The 15,799-nt window shown below is 68.0% G+C and carries 13 protein-coding genes and 1 pseudogene; 5 read left to right on the forward strand and 9 right to left on the reverse strand.

The window, feature by feature from the left end; genetic code table 11:
• Positions 1–79: 79 nt before the first annotated feature.
• From ACZ7M2_RS50840 to ACZ7M2_RS50870, 7 genes are all read right to left on the reverse strand, one after another.
• Entirely contained in the window at positions 80–367 is a 288-nt protein-coding gene (locus ACZ7M2_RS50840; protein WP_471601123.1) for a group II intron maturase-specific domain-containing protein, read from the reverse strand.
• Between the two features lie 15 nt (positions 368–382).
• Positions 383–766, reverse strand: a complete 384-nt coding sequence (locus ACZ7M2_RS50845; RefSeq protein ID WP_471601109.1) for a hypothetical protein — start codon at positions 764–766, stop codon at positions 383–385.
• Between the two features lie 310 nt (positions 767–1,076).
• The gene (locus ACZ7M2_RS50850) at positions 1,077–1,742 is read right to left on the reverse strand and encodes a hypothetical protein (RefSeq protein WP_471601110.1); all 666 of its coding nucleotides are present in this window, start codon (positions 1,740–1,742) and stop codon (positions 1,077–1,079) included.
• Between the two features lie 272 nt (positions 1,743–2,014).
• The gene (gene tpg, locus ACZ7M2_RS50855; protein WP_471601111.1) at positions 2,015–2,593 is read right to left on the reverse strand and encodes a telomere-protecting terminal protein Tpg; all 579 of its coding nucleotides are present in this window, start codon (positions 2,591–2,593) and stop codon (positions 2,015–2,017) included.
• Positions 2,594–2,609: 16 nt separating this feature from the next.
• Positions 2,610–4,883, reverse strand: a complete 2,274-nt coding sequence (tap, locus tag ACZ7M2_RS50860) for a telomere-associated protein Tap (RefSeq protein WP_471601112.1) — start codon at positions 4,881–4,883, stop codon at positions 2,610–2,612.
• 176 nt (positions 4,884–5,059) lie between these two features.
• Positions 5,060–6,031, reverse strand: coding sequence for a hypothetical protein (locus ACZ7M2_RS50865; protein WP_471601113.1), 972 nt, complete (start codon positions 6,029–6,031; stop codon positions 5,060–5,062).
• An 846-nt stretch (positions 6,032–6,877) separates the two neighbouring features.
• Complete coding sequence (locus tag ACZ7M2_RS50870; protein WP_471601124.1) at positions 6,878–7,375, reverse strand: SbcC/MukB-like Walker B domain-containing protein; 498 nt, start codon at positions 7,373–7,375, stop codon at positions 6,878–6,880.
• A 161-nt stretch (positions 7,376–7,536) separates the two neighbouring features.
• Here ACZ7M2_RS50870 and ACZ7M2_RS50875 point away from each other — a divergent pair, with 161 nt between their 5' ends.
• From ACZ7M2_RS50875 to ACZ7M2_RS50885, 3 genes and pseudogenes are all read left to right on the forward strand, one after another.
• Positions 7,537–7,917 carry a hypothetical protein gene (locus tag ACZ7M2_RS50875; protein WP_471601114.1) on the forward strand — a complete coding sequence of 127 codons (381 nt, stop codon included), beginning with the start codon at positions 7,537–7,539 and terminating at the stop codon, positions 7,915–7,917.
• 280 nt (positions 7,918–8,197) lie between these two features.
• Positions 8,198–8,389: pseudogene (locus ACZ7M2_RS50880) on the forward strand (cold-shock protein); the annotation flags it as partial.
• Positions 8,390–9,393: 1,004 nt separating this feature from the next.
• Positions 9,394–9,747: a hypothetical protein gene (locus tag ACZ7M2_RS50885; RefSeq protein ID WP_471601115.1), complete on the forward strand. Its 354-nt coding sequence runs from the start codon at positions 9,394–9,396 to the stop codon at positions 9,745–9,747.
• A gap of 103 nt (positions 9,748–9,850) precedes the next feature.
• Here ACZ7M2_RS50885 and ACZ7M2_RS50890 read toward each other — a convergent pair whose 3' ends face one another.
• On the reverse strand, positions 9,851–10,558 hold the full coding sequence (locus tag ACZ7M2_RS50890; RefSeq protein ID WP_471601116.1) for a hypothetical protein: 708 nt from the start codon (positions 10,556–10,558) through the stop codon (positions 9,851–9,853).
• 1,598 nt (positions 10,559–12,156) lie between these two features.
• Here ACZ7M2_RS50890 and ACZ7M2_RS50895 point away from each other — a divergent pair.
• Complete coding sequence (locus tag ACZ7M2_RS50895; RefSeq protein ID WP_471601117.1) at positions 12,157–13,074, forward strand: NADP-dependent oxidoreductase; 918 nt, start codon at positions 12,157–12,159, stop codon at positions 13,072–13,074.
• A 463-nt stretch (positions 13,075–13,537) separates the two neighbouring features.
• On the opposite strand, the gene ACZ7M2_RS50900 is transcribed toward ACZ7M2_RS50895, so the two are convergent.
• Positions 13,538–14,614 carry a 1-aminocyclopropane-1-carboxylate deaminase/D-cysteine desulfhydrase gene (locus ACZ7M2_RS50900; protein ID WP_471601118.1) on the reverse strand — a complete coding sequence of 359 codons (1,077 nt, stop codon included), beginning with the start codon at positions 14,612–14,614 and terminating at the stop codon, positions 13,538–13,540.
• A 76-nt stretch (positions 14,615–14,690) separates the two neighbouring features.
• Here ACZ7M2_RS50900 and ACZ7M2_RS50905 point away from each other — a divergent pair, with 76 nt between their 5' ends.
• A complete protein-coding gene (locus ACZ7M2_RS50905; protein ID WP_471601119.1) occupies positions 14,691–15,593 on the forward strand; it encodes a LysR family transcriptional regulator in 903 nt (300 codons plus the stop codon).
• Positions 15,594–15,799 lie beyond the last annotated feature (206 nt).

Below are 15,799 nucleotides of genomic sequence, written 5' to 3' on the forward strand. Positions count from 1 at the left end.
CCGAGGGGAGTTTCCCCCTCGGCTCTCACAGAACCGTGCGTAACAGTCACCCGTTACACGGCTCTTGTCGTCCTGATCATCAGGCCGACACCGCATCCGTGGTCAGACGCCGGTCTGCGAACATGCGGGGGTATCGCCGGGCGATCTCCACAAGTTTCGCGTGGGCCTTCCGCTTGGGTGCGAGCCGTTTGCACTTCTGGCGGATCCAGCGCACCAGGTAGGCGTTGATGCGCATCACGAAGCGATGCAGTTCCCACGGCCGGAACCGGCCGTAGTGGTTGAGCCACCCCGCCACGACGGGATTGATCCATCGGGCGAGAGCGGTGAAGGACAGGTCCGAGCGGGTGTGCAACTGCCACGACCGCAGTTCCTGCCCAGCGGGTCAAGGCGTCGCCGCGCGGAAGAGAGCCAGGAGGGCCTGAGACGGCGGAGTGTCTGCGTCGAAGAACTGCGTGGCCAGCGAGGGCGGGACGGCTGTTCCGTGCATCCGGATCTCGTGGCAGCTGAAACAGAACGCCGCCTCGAAGAGGGCCAGATCGAGGGAGTCCTCATACGCGCGAATGCTCCAGCCCGGCGAGAAGCCACAGCGGTGCTGTTCGCCGCTGGGCAGTGTCCCGATCAGGGTCAGGGCGTTGGCTGCTTCGTTCCCGGCCCAGTAGGCGACCGCCCTGCCGGGGTATGGGGCGCCCCGTTTGATCGGGAGGGCGGAGATCCGTACGACCTCGATCATCACGGTGGCGGCCACGGCTTCGGCAGGGATCTGCATGAGGACAGTCTCCCTGCCGAACTGGTCGGCTGGGTCTGCTCGGATCTTGTCCGGCCTGCAGCCAAGCCGGCCCCGCAACGTGTGCCGGGCCAGAGGCGCGGTACCAGCCCCGTCGTACGCGCTACCCCGTACCGGTTTCCGCGAAGACCCTGCAGGTCAGAAGCCATACCGCTGACCGGTCCGAAACTGGAGCGCTCAGTCCGCCAAGTCAACCGCCCACGCGCCAGGTAGAGCGCTCAGTCACAGGTGTGACGCAGCGCGACAGTTGGCCCTTCTGGCCAAGTGAGTGCTCAGATCCGGCGCTCGCGACTCAGCCGCCGTGAAGACCCCACTCGTCGAGGCCGCCGTAGATGTGAGCTTCAAGGCATTGCGGGGCATCAAGGCCCAGGGCCTCGCCTCGGTACAGGGCGATGAGCGAGTCTTTGCCCCGCCACCAGGTGTCGGTCAAACCCTGCACTTCGGGCACCGGCTCATAGCCGCCGAGGTCCAGTGACTCGACGGCCCTGCCCCTGATCCTTGTGACGGTCTTGGCCCAGCGACCGGCATGAGCGGCGAGCGCCAAGGACTCCACCCATCCGTCTGTGCTGGCATGCAGTGGCGTCCAGCGGTAAGCGTCGATCCCCAACGCGCCGTCGGGGCCGATCATGAATCCGTAGGCCATAGACACCCGGCAACTCCCCGCGGGAAATGACCAGCCTTCGTCGGCGGAGCCCTCCGGACAGTCGGCGGCCAGGATGCGTGGTCCGCCCTCGTAGAAGGGCGCAGGTGGTAGGGCAAGGCCGCCCCAGCGGTCCTGAAAGGCCGCAGCACGATCGATCTCTGCGGCCGGTATCCCATGCCCGACCCACGCGTCGCGGTGACGTCGTATCTCCTGCCGAGGAACGCTGATGCCGTCTACCTCGACGAACCTCTTGGCCCTGTCGCTCAAGCCTGCAGGCGCAACAGGGATCGGCGAAACGAGCGGGGCGGTCGTCATGGCGTCGGAGTCTAGTGACAAGGCTGGGCAGCGTCGCGGGCGGCGGCTTCGCCTGCCGACTGTGCTGGCCCTGCCAGCTCTGAACAGCGCTCAGGGGCCAACTGATGCGCTCAACGGCCCGTTATCGCGTGGCCCGATCAAGAGTCAGCTATCTCGAAAAGTCGCATCGACAACGGTCCACAGCGGCGTTGGTGACAACAAGCCTGCCGATGTGACAACTATCGTGCATCGGCTCAACAGGGCGTCGGTGGGCAGGGTGCGGACGAAGCTGTTTAGAACGAGAAGTCGATGTAGTCGATGTCCGTGAACTCGACTTCGAGGTTGTCGGCGCGCCTTCCGCGGTCTTTGAAATACGTTTCCTGAAGTCCTTCGGCGATGACTTCATTGGGTGTCTGGTCGCCGATGCCCTGCTGGGCGTCGAAGAGCCGCCGGGCGTAGTCGGCCGGGAGGTGGACGGTGATGCGGCGCTGACGGCCGTCGTCGGTCGTGCCGATGGGTGCGGTATAGCCGAACCGGGCGCGGGTCTCCACAGTGATCCCTGTCGTGGTGGCGGCCTTTTTACGGTTCCGCTTGCGGACCTGGGGCTGCCAGCGGGCGCGGACCGCTACGTCGATCCGCGCGGCGATCTCGTCGGGCGGATTCTTGCGGGCGCCTCGTCGGTAGCGGTTCACGGAGTCCGCGGTGACGCCGATCTCCTGGGCGACCGCCTTGGCCGTCTTCAGCTTCCCCATCAGGAAGTTGATGCGCGCCTGGAGGGTCTTGGGAGGCTCGCGGGTGAAGGTTTCCTGGCTGGCGCGTTCGATGGCGTCGTTGACCAGGGCGTCATCGGCACCGGCGTTGCTCGTTCGCATCCGTCGCACCACGGCTCTACTCCCCTTCGTCCATGACGGCGTCGCCGCCCTTGATGTGGCGGGCGGGGTTGTAGCCCTGTTCCATCAGGTCGACCGCCCACACCATCTCCTGGACGCCTTCCACCTTGGCCAGGCCCGGGGTGGCACCGAGGCGGAACGTGCCGAGCACCGGCTTGCCGTCTTTGGTGTGCGGGAGGAAGTCCAGCGGCGAGGGCCCCTCGCTGGCGTAGACGACGCAGTCGGACAGCACTCCGAGAGGGTAACGGCCCGTCAGGGCCGTGAGTTTGGCCATCTTGCGGTGCATGTTCACCCGCGCCTTGGCGATGACCGCGGCCCGGACATCGGGGCGCCAGGTCGGGCGCTCCAGCGCGGGCCAGCGCTCGCCGTCGGTGTAGTGGCGTCCCTGTGGGCGCTCGCGAAGCTTGCCGATACCGCCCTTGATGGTCGACTTGATGGCCGAGAGCACCATCGCGCCCTGCCGGTGCCGGCGGATGGCCGCCTGCAGGTTTTCGTCCCTCTGGTCGGCCAGATGCAGGAAGTCGGTGCGGTCCGCGGCGAGTTCGCGCAGTACGGTGCGCAGCGCCGCGAGGTTGTTGTCGTTGGCGGCGCGGTAGGCCTTGTGCAGGGCCATCGCGGTGAGGAACGCGGTCTCGTCGGCGTCTTTGTCGACGGGGATGCCCATGTCGGCGGTCGTCGTCACGTACGCGTCCTTGAGGCGGTCGTGCCAGGGGTCCAGGTATGCACCGGTCTCACGACGCAGGTATGCCTCGATCGGCCGTACCTCGTAGCCGAGTTCGGCGGCATACGCCACGGTTGGGGTGGCGTACCAGGCCGGTCCCTCCGGGCGCTGCCCGGAGGGGGTGAACGGTGAAGGCAGGCGTGGGTCCAGCTCGATGTGGGAGAGGTCCACCAGCCAGCTGCCGGGGATCTTCTTGTCGAAGGCCGGGGAGGTGATGTGGGCCGGCTCGCTCAAACCGACGGTCAATCGGGCGGCGGCCGCGAGGAACGCGGTATTGATGTCGAGGCCCACCGCGTAGCGCAGCGTACATTCGTCGCCGGTGAGCAGGTCGGGGTCGCGCACCCACTGGTAGGCCTCTTCGTCCAGGAAGCCGCCTTCCCAGCCCTGGGCGACGGGGTGTTCGAGCGGGGCTTCTGGCGGCGCCGGGTCGACGGGCACGGTGAGCGCGCCTGGGTTCGGCCCGGGCACCCACTCCCCCGTCGTGTCGTCCTTGACCGCGCGGGTCGGCGGCCGGGTCGCGGTCATCAGCTCCAGCCCGGAGACGGCTGTGGAGCCGCGCGGGGTGATGACCCGGGAGGCGTACACGCCCAGCACCCGGGCCAGGTCGGCAGGATGCAGGTCTGCCGCGTCGCCCCAGGCGCGGGTGTCGAGGGCGTCCCAGGGCAGGATCGCCAGCTGGACGCATTGGCGCTGGTTGCCCTTGGCGGGGCGGTAGATGCGGGCCCACGGGCCGAAGCCGCGCTGGGTGAGCTGCCACTTCGCCTTCGTGATCTGCTTGACGACCGGGTGGTCCTGCGGTAGCCGAAGGCTGCGGCGGGCCTCCGGGCCCTCCAGCCGTGCGGGCAGTCCCAACCGTAGGGCGGCTGCCTCGGTCAGCACGATCAGCGGGTCGGAGTCCTTGCCGTTCTTGTTCAGCCGTGGCGTGCCGATCCCGGCCTCCGCCAGCACCCAGTCGACCAGTTGCGGAACTGTCGTCGCCGGGCATTCCAGCAGTACTCCGCCCAGGCAGTAGGCCGTACCGTCCCCGTCCAGTACGGCCAGCGGCCCGTTCGGAAACCGCGGATCAGCGGCAGGCCCGGCGGCCCTCGCCGTCGCCGGGCGCCGGGAGGTCGATGTGCGGGATGTGTTCCTGGCTGCGGTTGCTGTTGGGGTGGTTGCCGCTGGGGCCTGGTTCGGGGCCGGAGAGGGCGGGGTGGGGCTCTCGGCGGCCGTACGGTCCGCAGGGGACGGAGCTGTCGGGATGGATGTCTGTGGGGCCGCGGCCGCGGTGATACTGGCCGGGTTCGGCTCGCCCGCCGTGGAGGGGGGATGCTGCGCAGCCCAGCCCTCCAGCAGCCGCAGGTATGCCTGGAGACGGGGCGGGCGAGGCTCGCTTCGTCCGGCCTCCCAGTTCTTGACCGTCTGTGTTGTCGACTTCAGCGCCTGGGCGAGGCGGGCCTGCGTCACGCCGGCCGCCTCACGCAGCCGGGCCCGCTCCGTAGGTGACGGCAACTGCGTCTCGCCCTGCAACAGTTGGTCCACGGCCGCGAACAGTTCTTCCTCGGTCGGCATGTCCGCAACCCTAGCAGGATTTAACTGCCGATTTAGCCTTGGTATTAACCCTTCAGAGTGCGGCGCGTCCCTTCTCGTTCGGCTCGGACGTCCCGGCGGCCGGTGGCCGGTTCGATTCCCTGAGCAGCCGTCAGTGGCTACCGAAGGCAGCCACTGACGGAGGGCTGGTGCCGGTTTCAGAACGGGGAGATGATGCGTTCGAGCCGTGAGGTGATGGCTCCTTCATTGCGGCCCAGTTCCCGTGCCATGTCGCTCACCGGCGTATTGCAGGCGTGGAGCTCGCTCAGCCGGGCGTCTTCTTCCGGTGTCCAGCGTTCGTAGGCGCGCGGATGGGCCTGTCGTTTCGCCTCCACCGTGTAGGCCTTGGGCGGCTCGGGGGCCGTCACGGCCTTCTGGGCGGGCACGAGGTCCGAGGGGTAGGGGACGAGTTTGAGGCCATACAGCTTCCAGCGGATGGAGCTCTCGCTGCGTCCCAGCTCCTGAGCCAGCTGGGCAGGGCTCTTTCCCGCATGATGGCCCTCGCGCAGGTACAGCTCGGCTTGGTGCGTCCAGGGAGCACCGGGGCGGGCCGCTTTGACGCCGGCCGGAGCAGAAGGCGGCGCGGCGGGCAGGACGGGAACGAGGCAGGCGCTCGCCGCGGAGGTGATGAGGCGAGCGATACTGTCGAGGTCACCGCTGTCGATTTCGCCGGTGAGTTCGCCGTGGATGATCCCGTCGGGCGAGCAGATGATGACGGTGAGTTCCACCCGGCCATCGTCGACGGGGTCCGCGCTGAGGCAGTAGCGGCGGTGTGCATCGCCGATTTCCAGTTTGACGCCGGGCGCAGCGGTACCGCGGGGCGCGCGGGCGGGTGGCGGGGCCTTGGCTGCAGGGCTGTCGGGCTGATAGGCGGGGGCCAGCAGTTCGTGGACGTGCCAGGAGGCCGGTAAGTGCTCTCCCCCGTCGAGCCGGTAGGCATTGTGGCTGGCCTCCAGTTCACAGTCCGCGTAGAGAACCGTCAGCCTCTGGCCGGCAAACACGCCGGCCTCCTCCCCGGGGCCGGCCGGGACGGTCAGGGTGCCTTTGCGGGGTTCGGTCTCGAGGATGACGGCATCCGGATCGCCGTGCCAGGCTCCGCGTTCATCACGGAAGGCATAGATGAGGATCATGGGAGGAATCCTTTCGTGGGCCGGCTGCAGCCGAGTGCGGCAGCGCGGTCAACAGCACAATTCGACCAAGGCATGGGCCGTCATCGCTACAGCGGCGGGAGCGGTGGCGTGAAGACGGCGACAAAGACGCGGACTTCTTGCAGCCGTGCTCCCGCAGCCGACAGGGCCTGCGGCGAAGCCGGCAAACCTGCCGCCGTGCGCCGCCGCACCTGCCCTCGGGTGGGTGCCCCGGACGTCCGTCAGCCCTGCCTGCAGGTCGCCACTGAACTGGCTGCCAGGCACGCCCGGGCGCCGCTGATTCCCCCCCTCCTCCGCAGCAGGCCGAGCTGACGGACAGCCTGCGCCAACTGCCTCTACGTGTACGTCAATTCATACCTGTTCTCCCGATAGCGCCGGCATCGGTGACGTGTCACCGTGCCCGCCGCTTCACAGCGCAGCATGCCCGAGCCGAACGCACTTCGGTGCACTCACATGAACGGTTCTCCGGCAGTGACCTGCACACCCCCCTACACATACACCCGTTCGAGGGGCTCGCGGTCGTATGTGACCGCGCTCGTCCGCCTGGACGCGATCGACGGGCGGCCCCAGCGTCCAACAGCGCACTCCTCCACGGCCATTCAGGCGGACGTCAGACAGGAACGGCGCAGGCTGCGGCTGCGCCGTCGGTACGCCGGGCCCCCGCAGCATCGCTCACCGTCCATCGCCGCGAGGCCAGCGGCCGGAGCGGGCGTCTCCGGTACCGCTGCGGCGGGCCGGGGATTCGTCCCACGGGTCCTCGTCCTTGCCGCAGCGGATCTCCCCGTAGAGGCACCCGGGGCAGCAGGTGGTGTGGTTCGGATGGGCAGGTCAGTCGGAGGCCTCGGTGAGGTGGGTGAGGCTGGACCCGACAGGACTCTTACGGACGTGGAGGCGGTGGGTGATGCGGCGCTTGAGCTCGGGGACGTGGCTGATGACGCCGACGGTGCGGTTGTGGGCACGCAGGGAGTCCAGGACGTCGAGGACCTTGTGGAGGGTGTCTTCGTCGAGGGTGCCGAAGCCTTCGTCGATGAAGAGGGTGTCCAGGGGGTTGCCGCCGGCTTCGTGGGTGACGACGTCGGCCAGCCCGAGGGCGAGGGACAGGGAGGCGAAGAAGGACTCGCCGCCGGAGAGGGTGTCGGTCTTGCGGGGGCGGCCGGTCCAGGAGTCAGTGATCTCCAGGCCGAGGCCGGAGCGGGCGCCGTGGGAGGCTTGGTGGTCGGAGTGGGAGAGGGTGTAGCGGCCTTCGGACATGATGTGCAGGCGGGCGTTGGCGGCGGTGACGACTTCTTCGAGGCGGGCGGCCAGGACGTAGGCCTCCAGCTGCATGCGCACGCGGGCGCTGGGTGAGTTGCCAGTGACGAGTTCGGCCAGGTGGCGAGCGGTGAGGTGAGCCTGCTCGAGCGGGTGCAGGCGCTGGGTGCTGCAGCAGGCTGCCGCGCAGCCTTCCGCAGACCTCGGCGCCGCCACGGCTGCAAGGTCCGCCGCAGATGACCAGCATGCCGAGGCGGCTGCCGCCGCCAGTGCCGCCCACACCCGCAGCCAGGCCGTGCCGGGTTCTCCAGGACTGCGGTGTGCGCGGCGCAGGCCTCGCGGCACTGAGTGATCTCTTCTTCGATGGCGCGCAGGTCTCCGTCTTTGAGCAGGGCCTGCTGGGCAAGTGCCAGGGTGTGCAGGTCTTCCCCAACCCGGCCGCCCTCGAACGGCTGGTCACCGCCCGCAACGCCCACTACGACACCCTCACCCAGCAGCTCACCGAGCTGCATGCAGCACGTCTCTCGCCGTGCAGACATGGGCCTGGATGGGCTGCCCCAGGAATCGATCGACCAAAATTCGATAGGATATCATTCGCGTCAGCAATCCGGGCGTGAGTAACTCTGTTGCCATACAGGCACCTTACGAGTCTAACAATTCCATGCGATTGCAAACATGCTGATGCGGCTTCCCGCCCCAGCGGCAGTCCCGTCGGGCCGGCCACGGTAGACCGATCCAGGTCTCCCGCCCGGACGCTCCGCATCGCACCGCCCCCCATCGGCGAGAGGCCGTTCGCGCCGGCAACCCGGCCCTCCAGTCCGCCGATTACGGTGCGGTTGCGGCGGCGCCTTTGCGGGAATGCACGGCACAGATCCGAGCTGGGGAGGGGGCGCCCGGATGGCGACCGGCACGGTCAAGTGGTTCAACGCCGACAAGGGCTACGGCTTCATCGCCGTCGATGACGGCCCCGACGTCTTCGTGCACTACAGCGCGGTTGAGGGGGGCTCCCCCGCCCTGGAAGAAGGCCAGCGGGTTGAGTTCGAGATCTCGCAGGGCCAAAAGGGGCCGCAGGCACGGTCGCTGGCTCTCGTGGACTCCATGGCCACGACGTCCAGCAGCGAGCAGCAGTCCCGCTCGGCAGCGCACGAGGCACAGCGGACGCGTCCGTCATCCGCTCATCAGTCCTCCGCCGAATCCCCGGGTGCCCGCCGTACTCCCCCGGAGTGGGCATCCGGACCAAGCGACGTCCCCGATTCCGCCGACGGCTCTCCCGCCGTGCTCGACGGCCCGTCCGAAGCATCCGGACATCTGCTGCACACCCTGCACGTCAGGGGACCGGATGGCCTGGTCTTCCAGATCACCGACATTTCGGCCGATGTGACGGTCGGGCACGTCGCGGACGCCGCGACCACCCACTACGTCCCCTCCGACAGGCCGGCTGTCGTGGACCATGTCGGGCCCCAGGGCAAGGCAAGACGGCTCGATCCTGAACTGTCGCTGGGCGAACAGGGGGTCAGGGACGGCGACTGGCTGCACGTCGCTGTCCAGGCCACGGCAGGCGGAGGTGGCACCCTTCCCGCTCGCGCTCAAAAGACCTATCAGCCGGGGCAATACCGGCCCAGGCCCGTCGCGCCGACGGTCCCAAGAGGCAACCTGTACGACGACATCGCCGCCGCCGCAAGCACCGTCCACGATCCCGCGAGCCGCTTCAGCATGCTGCTCCAGCTCCACGACAAAGCCCCTGAGCCATACCGCCCTTCGGTGCTGCACGACGCCGTCCTGGCCGCAGGCGCCATCGCCGACGAACACGGCCGCGCGAGCGCCCTGGAGGACGTGCTCCGTCGACTCCCGGACCGTGATCCTCCACCCGAAGCCGTTCCACCAACGTTGCCTGCCGATCCGGAAAAACTGCGGCCGGCCGCCTCGTTCAGACGCTGGCTCGGCCATGTCCTCGGCCGGGAGCCGTTGCAGGACGACGGCCCCGGCCCTCAGCAGACAGTGGAAACGGACTGGGAAGCGGTGGAGCGGGACCTGGACAAGGTGCTGCTGCGCATGGGGCCACCGCCCGCGACACCGGCCAGGGGGGCACAGCAGTGACAACGGACGAGACCGCCGCCTCCAGGCTCAGTGTCTACGAATCCATGGCCCCCTGGGAACGGGCCGCCCAGTGGGAGCAGGCGGCGCCCGAGACCGCCAAAGGCATCATCCAGCTCGTGAACAACGAGCAACTGCACCGGCACCGCATCGCCAGGATCGAGATGGCACGCCAGGTGGTCAGCGTGCTCCTCGGCTTCGGGACGGTGATCGCGATGGTCGTCGTCGCCTGGCATTACGCGGACGTGGGAGAGCCCGTCGCGGGAGCATCATTCGCCGGAGCCGGGATGGTCTCGACCGCCGCGATCTTCGTCACCGGCAAGCGGCCCGCATCCCCGCGACGCAGGCAGTGAAGGCGGCCCACGCCTCAGTAACGATCACGCACAGGGTGTCCAAAACCTGGCCCGCGCAATGACTGCTTCGCGCCCTCACCTCGCCGCTCCGAAGGAACCCCCGCTACGGCCGCTGGACGCGCCGCCGTGCCGCGTCCAACTCACGGCGCTCCTCAGAGGCGCCATCACCGTTGGCGGGAAGGCGGCCGTAGCGCTCCGTCGCGATCTGATCGATGCGCGCGGCGTAGCGGCTCGTGGCGGCCTTGACTGCCTCTGCGGGAGGAAGGAGCTCCTCCGCGGCACGCAATGCTTGAAACAGCTCTTGAGTGAGTTGAAGGAGCCGCTTGAGTTCATCCTCAGCACTGGAATACCCGCTTGTGCCGCCGGACTTGAGGCGGGCGGCGACGGTGCGGCAGGCCTGCCGTTCCATCGCCACGCACACCGCCTGACGGCGCCGCTCCAGGGTCCGGAACGTGGTGCCGCCCGGATCCGCGATGATCTCTTCGGCGGCTTTCACGGCCCGGGCCAGGGCCGGTGCGAAGCGCGTCGCCGCCAGCGCAGCCGCCTCCCGCTCCTTGCGCTCGGCCTCGCGCCGCTGCTGCTGCAGCCCCGGCCAGGCGGGGAACTCCTCACGCCCCATGCGCTGCCCGCGCGTACGCGGCGCCGCCTTCTCCGACTTGGTCAGGCGCCGGTCCCAGTCACCGTGCGCGGTGTAGCTGTAGGCGCTGCAACCAACCGTTCCCCATCCCCCGAACCCGTAACGGCCGTGGCCCCACCGGTCGTTGACGAAGGTGATCGGCTCACCACAGTGCCGGCACAGTTCTTGCGACACCTCACGTTCCATCCCCACGATGCCCCCGGTGGCTGCGCGGCTCTCCCCCGAGCCGTGTGAACTGCTCCATCCTGCCAGTCCCGGACATGCGGGCAACGCCGAAGAGCGCCGCGGCCGGGAGTGGTGGGGCCGGCACGGTCAAGCGGGTCCGCGGGACCTCCCGCTTGCCGCCTTCGGCCAAAAGCGTGGGCTCAGCGGGCAGGGCAACGGCAGTTGCAGGGACAAGATCGTCCACGGTCAGCGGCCCTGGATGCGGGCAGTGCCGCGTACGGTGATCTGGCAGTCGGCTTGCCCGGGTACGGTCTCGACCTGCCTCGAAGTCCTTTGCGCGTCAGGGACCGGCGTACAAGAGCGACTCGGGGAGCGCAGCCAGGCCAGTGGAACCAGGTGCGCACGCGGTCGCCTTGTCAGATGCCTGGGCGGCTCGGGTCGTCTGGGATGTCGTACCCCCCTCTACGTCACGCAGCCAGTACCGGGTCATGGCAGGCCTCCGCCCGATCTCTTGAGCCTCGTCTACGTCCGCGATTTCCCCGGAGTGCATCGCAAGCGTGTCGGCGTCCTTCATGGGTTCCAGAACGGCGTAGGCCACGGCCTGTGCCGAGAACGCTCAAACTCCGCTGCGCCGAACAGTGGGGCAGCCAGGGACGGAATCCGCTACGCGCATAGATTTCCTATAGGAAGTGTCACGCAGCCGTCCAGCAGAGATGTCACGCGCTGCCCCTTCGTGACACCAGGCCGAGTCGTCGATCGCACTCGCAGAACCCCAGCTCAAGCGATCCGTGGCGTAGATCTGACACCGGCGGGCTGCTCGGCACATGCTGGCCGCCGGGGGCGACCGCTCGGGGACGGTGGCGCCGGCGGTCTTCGGCGCGATCACGGGCTGCGTCGGCCTGTGCATGCCCGCGATGACCGGGGTCGCGCCGGCCGGGCTCCGGGCGCGGCAGACCGGACTCGGCGCCGCCGCCCTCAACGCCACGCGCCAGGCCGGGGGGAGCACTCGGCATCGCCCTGCTCGGCAGCACCGCGTTGCAGCGGCCGGGTGCGGCAGGCGCGGACCTGCCGCACCTGCGGCTGCCCATGATCCTCGCCGCTACCGGGTACCTGATCGCCATCGTCGTCACCCTCACCGCGATCGGCGGCCCCACAAGCCGACCTCGGTGATCACCGACCCTGCTCCCACGCGAGGAGTCTCCACAGCCACGGGCCGCCCCACTGTCCTGGGGAGGCCCGTACCGTGTGCCGCGGTACACGTCAGACCTGACCGGTAAGCAGTGACCTGTATTCAAGCCGTGAGCACGCGAGGTAATGGGGGACCTTGTCAATGCCGTTGGCCAGCCGATGGTCCATGGCCTGCGGACGATGTGCGACGCGGTTGCCTGGGTGGACGATGAATTGGCGAGAACGAAATTCGTCAGAGGCGGGCCGAGCCCAGCCGCACGACAGCTGCAAGGGTCACCAGATGCCGCGGATCGAACAACCAGGAAATGGAGTTAAGGATAACTTATCGGCCAAGAAGAAATCATTGCTTGTGTTAATTCGGAGGGGTGGCCGACGCTGGACGCACAGAGCCGGCGAGCACGAAACATAGGGAGACACCCATGAAAGCAATCGTCGCGATGGATCAGGCCGCGGAAGCAGCCGGGATCACACTCGCGGAGCGGCCTGAGCCGACGCCGGCCATCAACGACGTCGTCGTTGAAGTCCACGCGTCGGGCTTCGTCCCCGCGGAGTGGGAGTGGCCCTCGACGTGGGTCGATCGCTCCGGTCACGATCGCGCCCAGGCGATCATCGGCCACGAGTTCGCCGGAGTGGTCTCCTCCCTCGGTTACGGCACGACGGGACTCTCGCTGGGACAGCGGGTGTTCGGGATCACGGACTGGCACCGCGATGGAACGCTGGCCGAGTACGCGGCCGTGGAGGCACGCAACCTTGCGCCGCTGCCGGGGAACGTCGACTTCACGGTGGGTGCAAGTCTGCCGATCTCCGGCCTGACCGCGTGGCAGGGCCTGTTCCAGCACGGTCGTCTTCAGGCGGGGCAGAGCGTCCTCGCACACGGCGCCGCCGGCGCGGTCGGATCTGTGGTGACGCAGCTCGCCCGGGAGTTCGGCGCCTACGTCATCGGTACCGGCCGGGCGGCGGACCGCCAGGCGGCGCTCGACTTCGGTGCGAACGAGTTCCTCGACCTCGGCCGCGAGGATCTCGACGACATCGGCGGGGTCGACCTGGTCTTCGATGTCATCGGCGGTGACATCCAAAAGCGCTCGGCGAGCATCATCCGCACTGGCGGGACGCTGGTGTCGGTGGTCGGACCTGTTGAGGCTCGCCCTGTCGACGGCTTGGCGGTCGACTTCGTCGTCGAATCCGTTCCGAGTCAGCTGGTGGAGATCGTCGACCGGGTACGAGACGGGCGCCTTCGCACACACATCGGAACAGTCGCGACCCTCGACGACGCCATCCCCGCGCTCAACCCGACCGAGCGGCGCAAGGGCAAGACCGTCATTCGCGTGCGCCCCTGAGCGTCCTGGAATAAGCCAACACCGCCGTCATGCTGACACCCCGCTGACGAGATCGGCACCCGGCCCGACGCCGACGACGTCAGCGGGGCCGCTCAGTGCCCACCAGAGCGACCTGGCCGCGCTTCCCGAATCCGACGGCGATCGCCTCGGCGTGCGCGGCGGCGACGCCTCGCACACCCCCGGCGTAGCACTCCAGCCGGCTGAGCGCCGAGGACCTCGAAACACAGGTACTCGCGTCGGCGGCGAGTTCGCCCAGCGCGCCACGGTCGCCTTCTCCGCGTGGATCAACCGGTACAGCTCGCTCACCGGTCGTTCTCCTTCACGAAGAAGGCCGCCGCTTTTTCAGGATCCCGATCGTCTGCTGCTGCTCGCGCACCTCCCTGCGCAGTCACTTGCGCACTTCGCGCTCGGAGCCGGGCACGGGACGACTTGTGAGCGCGGACCACGTACCTAGGCTGCGGGCTCAGTCGGCGATGTGGCCGACAACTTGGGGAATCTCGAACAGGTTGCCGGTGTCTCCGGTGTGCAGGAACGCGACGTTGCTGCCGAGGGGGATCCGCCCGCTGCGGGCGTGGTCGAGCAATCCCGCAAGTCCCTTGCCGGTGTAGACAGGGCCGACGAAGACGCCCTCTGCTCGGGCCAGCTCGCGGATGGCTGCCGTGCTCTCGGCGGACGCGACAGCGTAGTCCTCACCGATGAAACGCTGGTCGATGTCGATCTCGGCGCGGATCGCCGCGTCGTCGGGTACGGGCGCGCCCAAGGTGGCCAGCACCGCCTTGGTCCGTTCGACAATCACACCAGGGTTCATCCGGTCTCCGTCGTTGACCCTCTGGATGGAGATCGACCGGAGCTTCACCGGGTGTCCCAGACTCAGCTTGGCTGCCAGCATCCCGGGCAGCGCCGTCCCGGTGCCGATCGTGTGGTAAACGTAGTCGAGCTCGACCCCTGCGGCATCGGACTGTTCAAGCATCTCCCGGAACGTCAGGGCGTGCGCGATGTAGCCGTCGGGGTGCGCACCACCGGTCCCGACAACGAGGACCTCGTGCCCCTGTGCTTCAAGTTCGGCCTTGCGCACCGCGATGGCGTCGGTGATCCGCGCGGCCTCGTCCGCAGAATGCCATTCGTTGCCGCTGACGTTGATGACGTGGGTTTCGACACCCATCGTCTTGTTGAGCAGATAGTTGCCGCGGAACTCGTCGAGCTCACCATGCCGGGGCACGTTCCGTGTCAGAACCAGGATCGGCGTGATTCCTACGCTCAGGCAGGCGGCGGCGAACTGCAGACCCGAGTTGGTCAGGTATGCGCCCTGGGTGATGACGTGTGTCACTCCGTTCTCGAGAGCCCGCCCCAGGATGAACTCGGCCAGGCGCATCTTGCTCCCGCTGATCGCACTGGGCCCTGCCAGGTCCTCGCGCTTCATGAAGAGGTTGATCCCGTACTCCGCCGACAGGTTGGACAAGGCGTGGAACGGAGTGGGGTAGAACCCGACCCGGCATCGGGGGAGTTTGTTGATCGCGGTGTCGAATTGCGTGATGTCCATGCGCCTAGCGTCGGTCACCCCTCTGGATTAGCACGAGCAATGATTTCTTCTTGGTCGATAAGATATCCTTAACCTCATGTCTTGGTTGTTCGATCCTCGGCATCTGGTGACTCTTGCGGCTGTCGTGCGGCTCGGCTCGTTCGCCGCTGCCGCAGAGGAGCTGGGCTACACCCAGTCCGCGGTCTCGCAGCAGATTGCGGAACTGGAACGACGGGTCGGTGCACGAGTCGTGGTCCGGCGGCCCGTCCGTGCGACCGAGGCCGGGCAGGTCCTTCTCGACACCGAGGCCGCGATCAGCGTGTCGATGAGTCGCGCTGCCACCGAGCTCGCGGCGCTCGCGGACGGAACCGGCGGCGAGGTGCGGCTCGGCGCGTTCATCTCGGCAGCAGCCTCCATCGTCCCTCCCGCGCTCGCCCGCCTGCGTGCGACCCATCCGGCGGTTCACATCACACTCCGTGAACTTGAGCAGCGCGAAACGCATGCGCTGCTGTTCCAGGGAGAGATCGACCTGGCCATCACCTTCGATTACGAACACGCTCCCGGGCCAGTACCCGCCGGACTCATGCAAGAGCACCTCATGGACGAGCCGATCATGGTCGTCCTTCCCGTCGGTCATCCCCTGGCCGGAGCTGACAGTGTCACCCCGGCCGACCTGCCGTCGGACGCATGGATCAACACCGCGGTCGACGTGCGCGACTTGGCAGCGTCACCCGTCGACCGCGACCGGGGAAGCGGACATCGTCTGGACTTCGACGGCATGGACTTCCGCACTGCACTCAATCTCGTCGCCGCGGGTCTCGGCGTCGCGCTGCTGCCGCGATTGTTGCTGTTGGACGCTCCGCCGAGCGTCGTGGTTCTGCCCATGAGGCAGCCCACAGTCGTCCGTCGTCTCTACACCTGCCGGCTCGATACGAGAGGCGTGACCGCATCGATCAGGCGGCTGGAGACGTACCTGCGGGAGGCAGCGGCGGAACTCTGAAGCCCGATGCACTGCGAATGAACGGTCAATATCTGCGTGGGGGGGGTGACTTCGTGGCAGGGGCCGCGGTGCCAGAGATCGCGTCCCGCGAAGTGGTGTAGCAATGCGGAGTTCACCTGATACCTCCGAGGATGCGCCGGCCTTCAGGCCGGGGAGGAATCGGACCCCTGCGGAGCAGGGCAAGGAAAGAGCAATCGCCGTCAGGG

This window comes from Streptomyces sp. NPDC111507 (assembly GCF_055638955.1).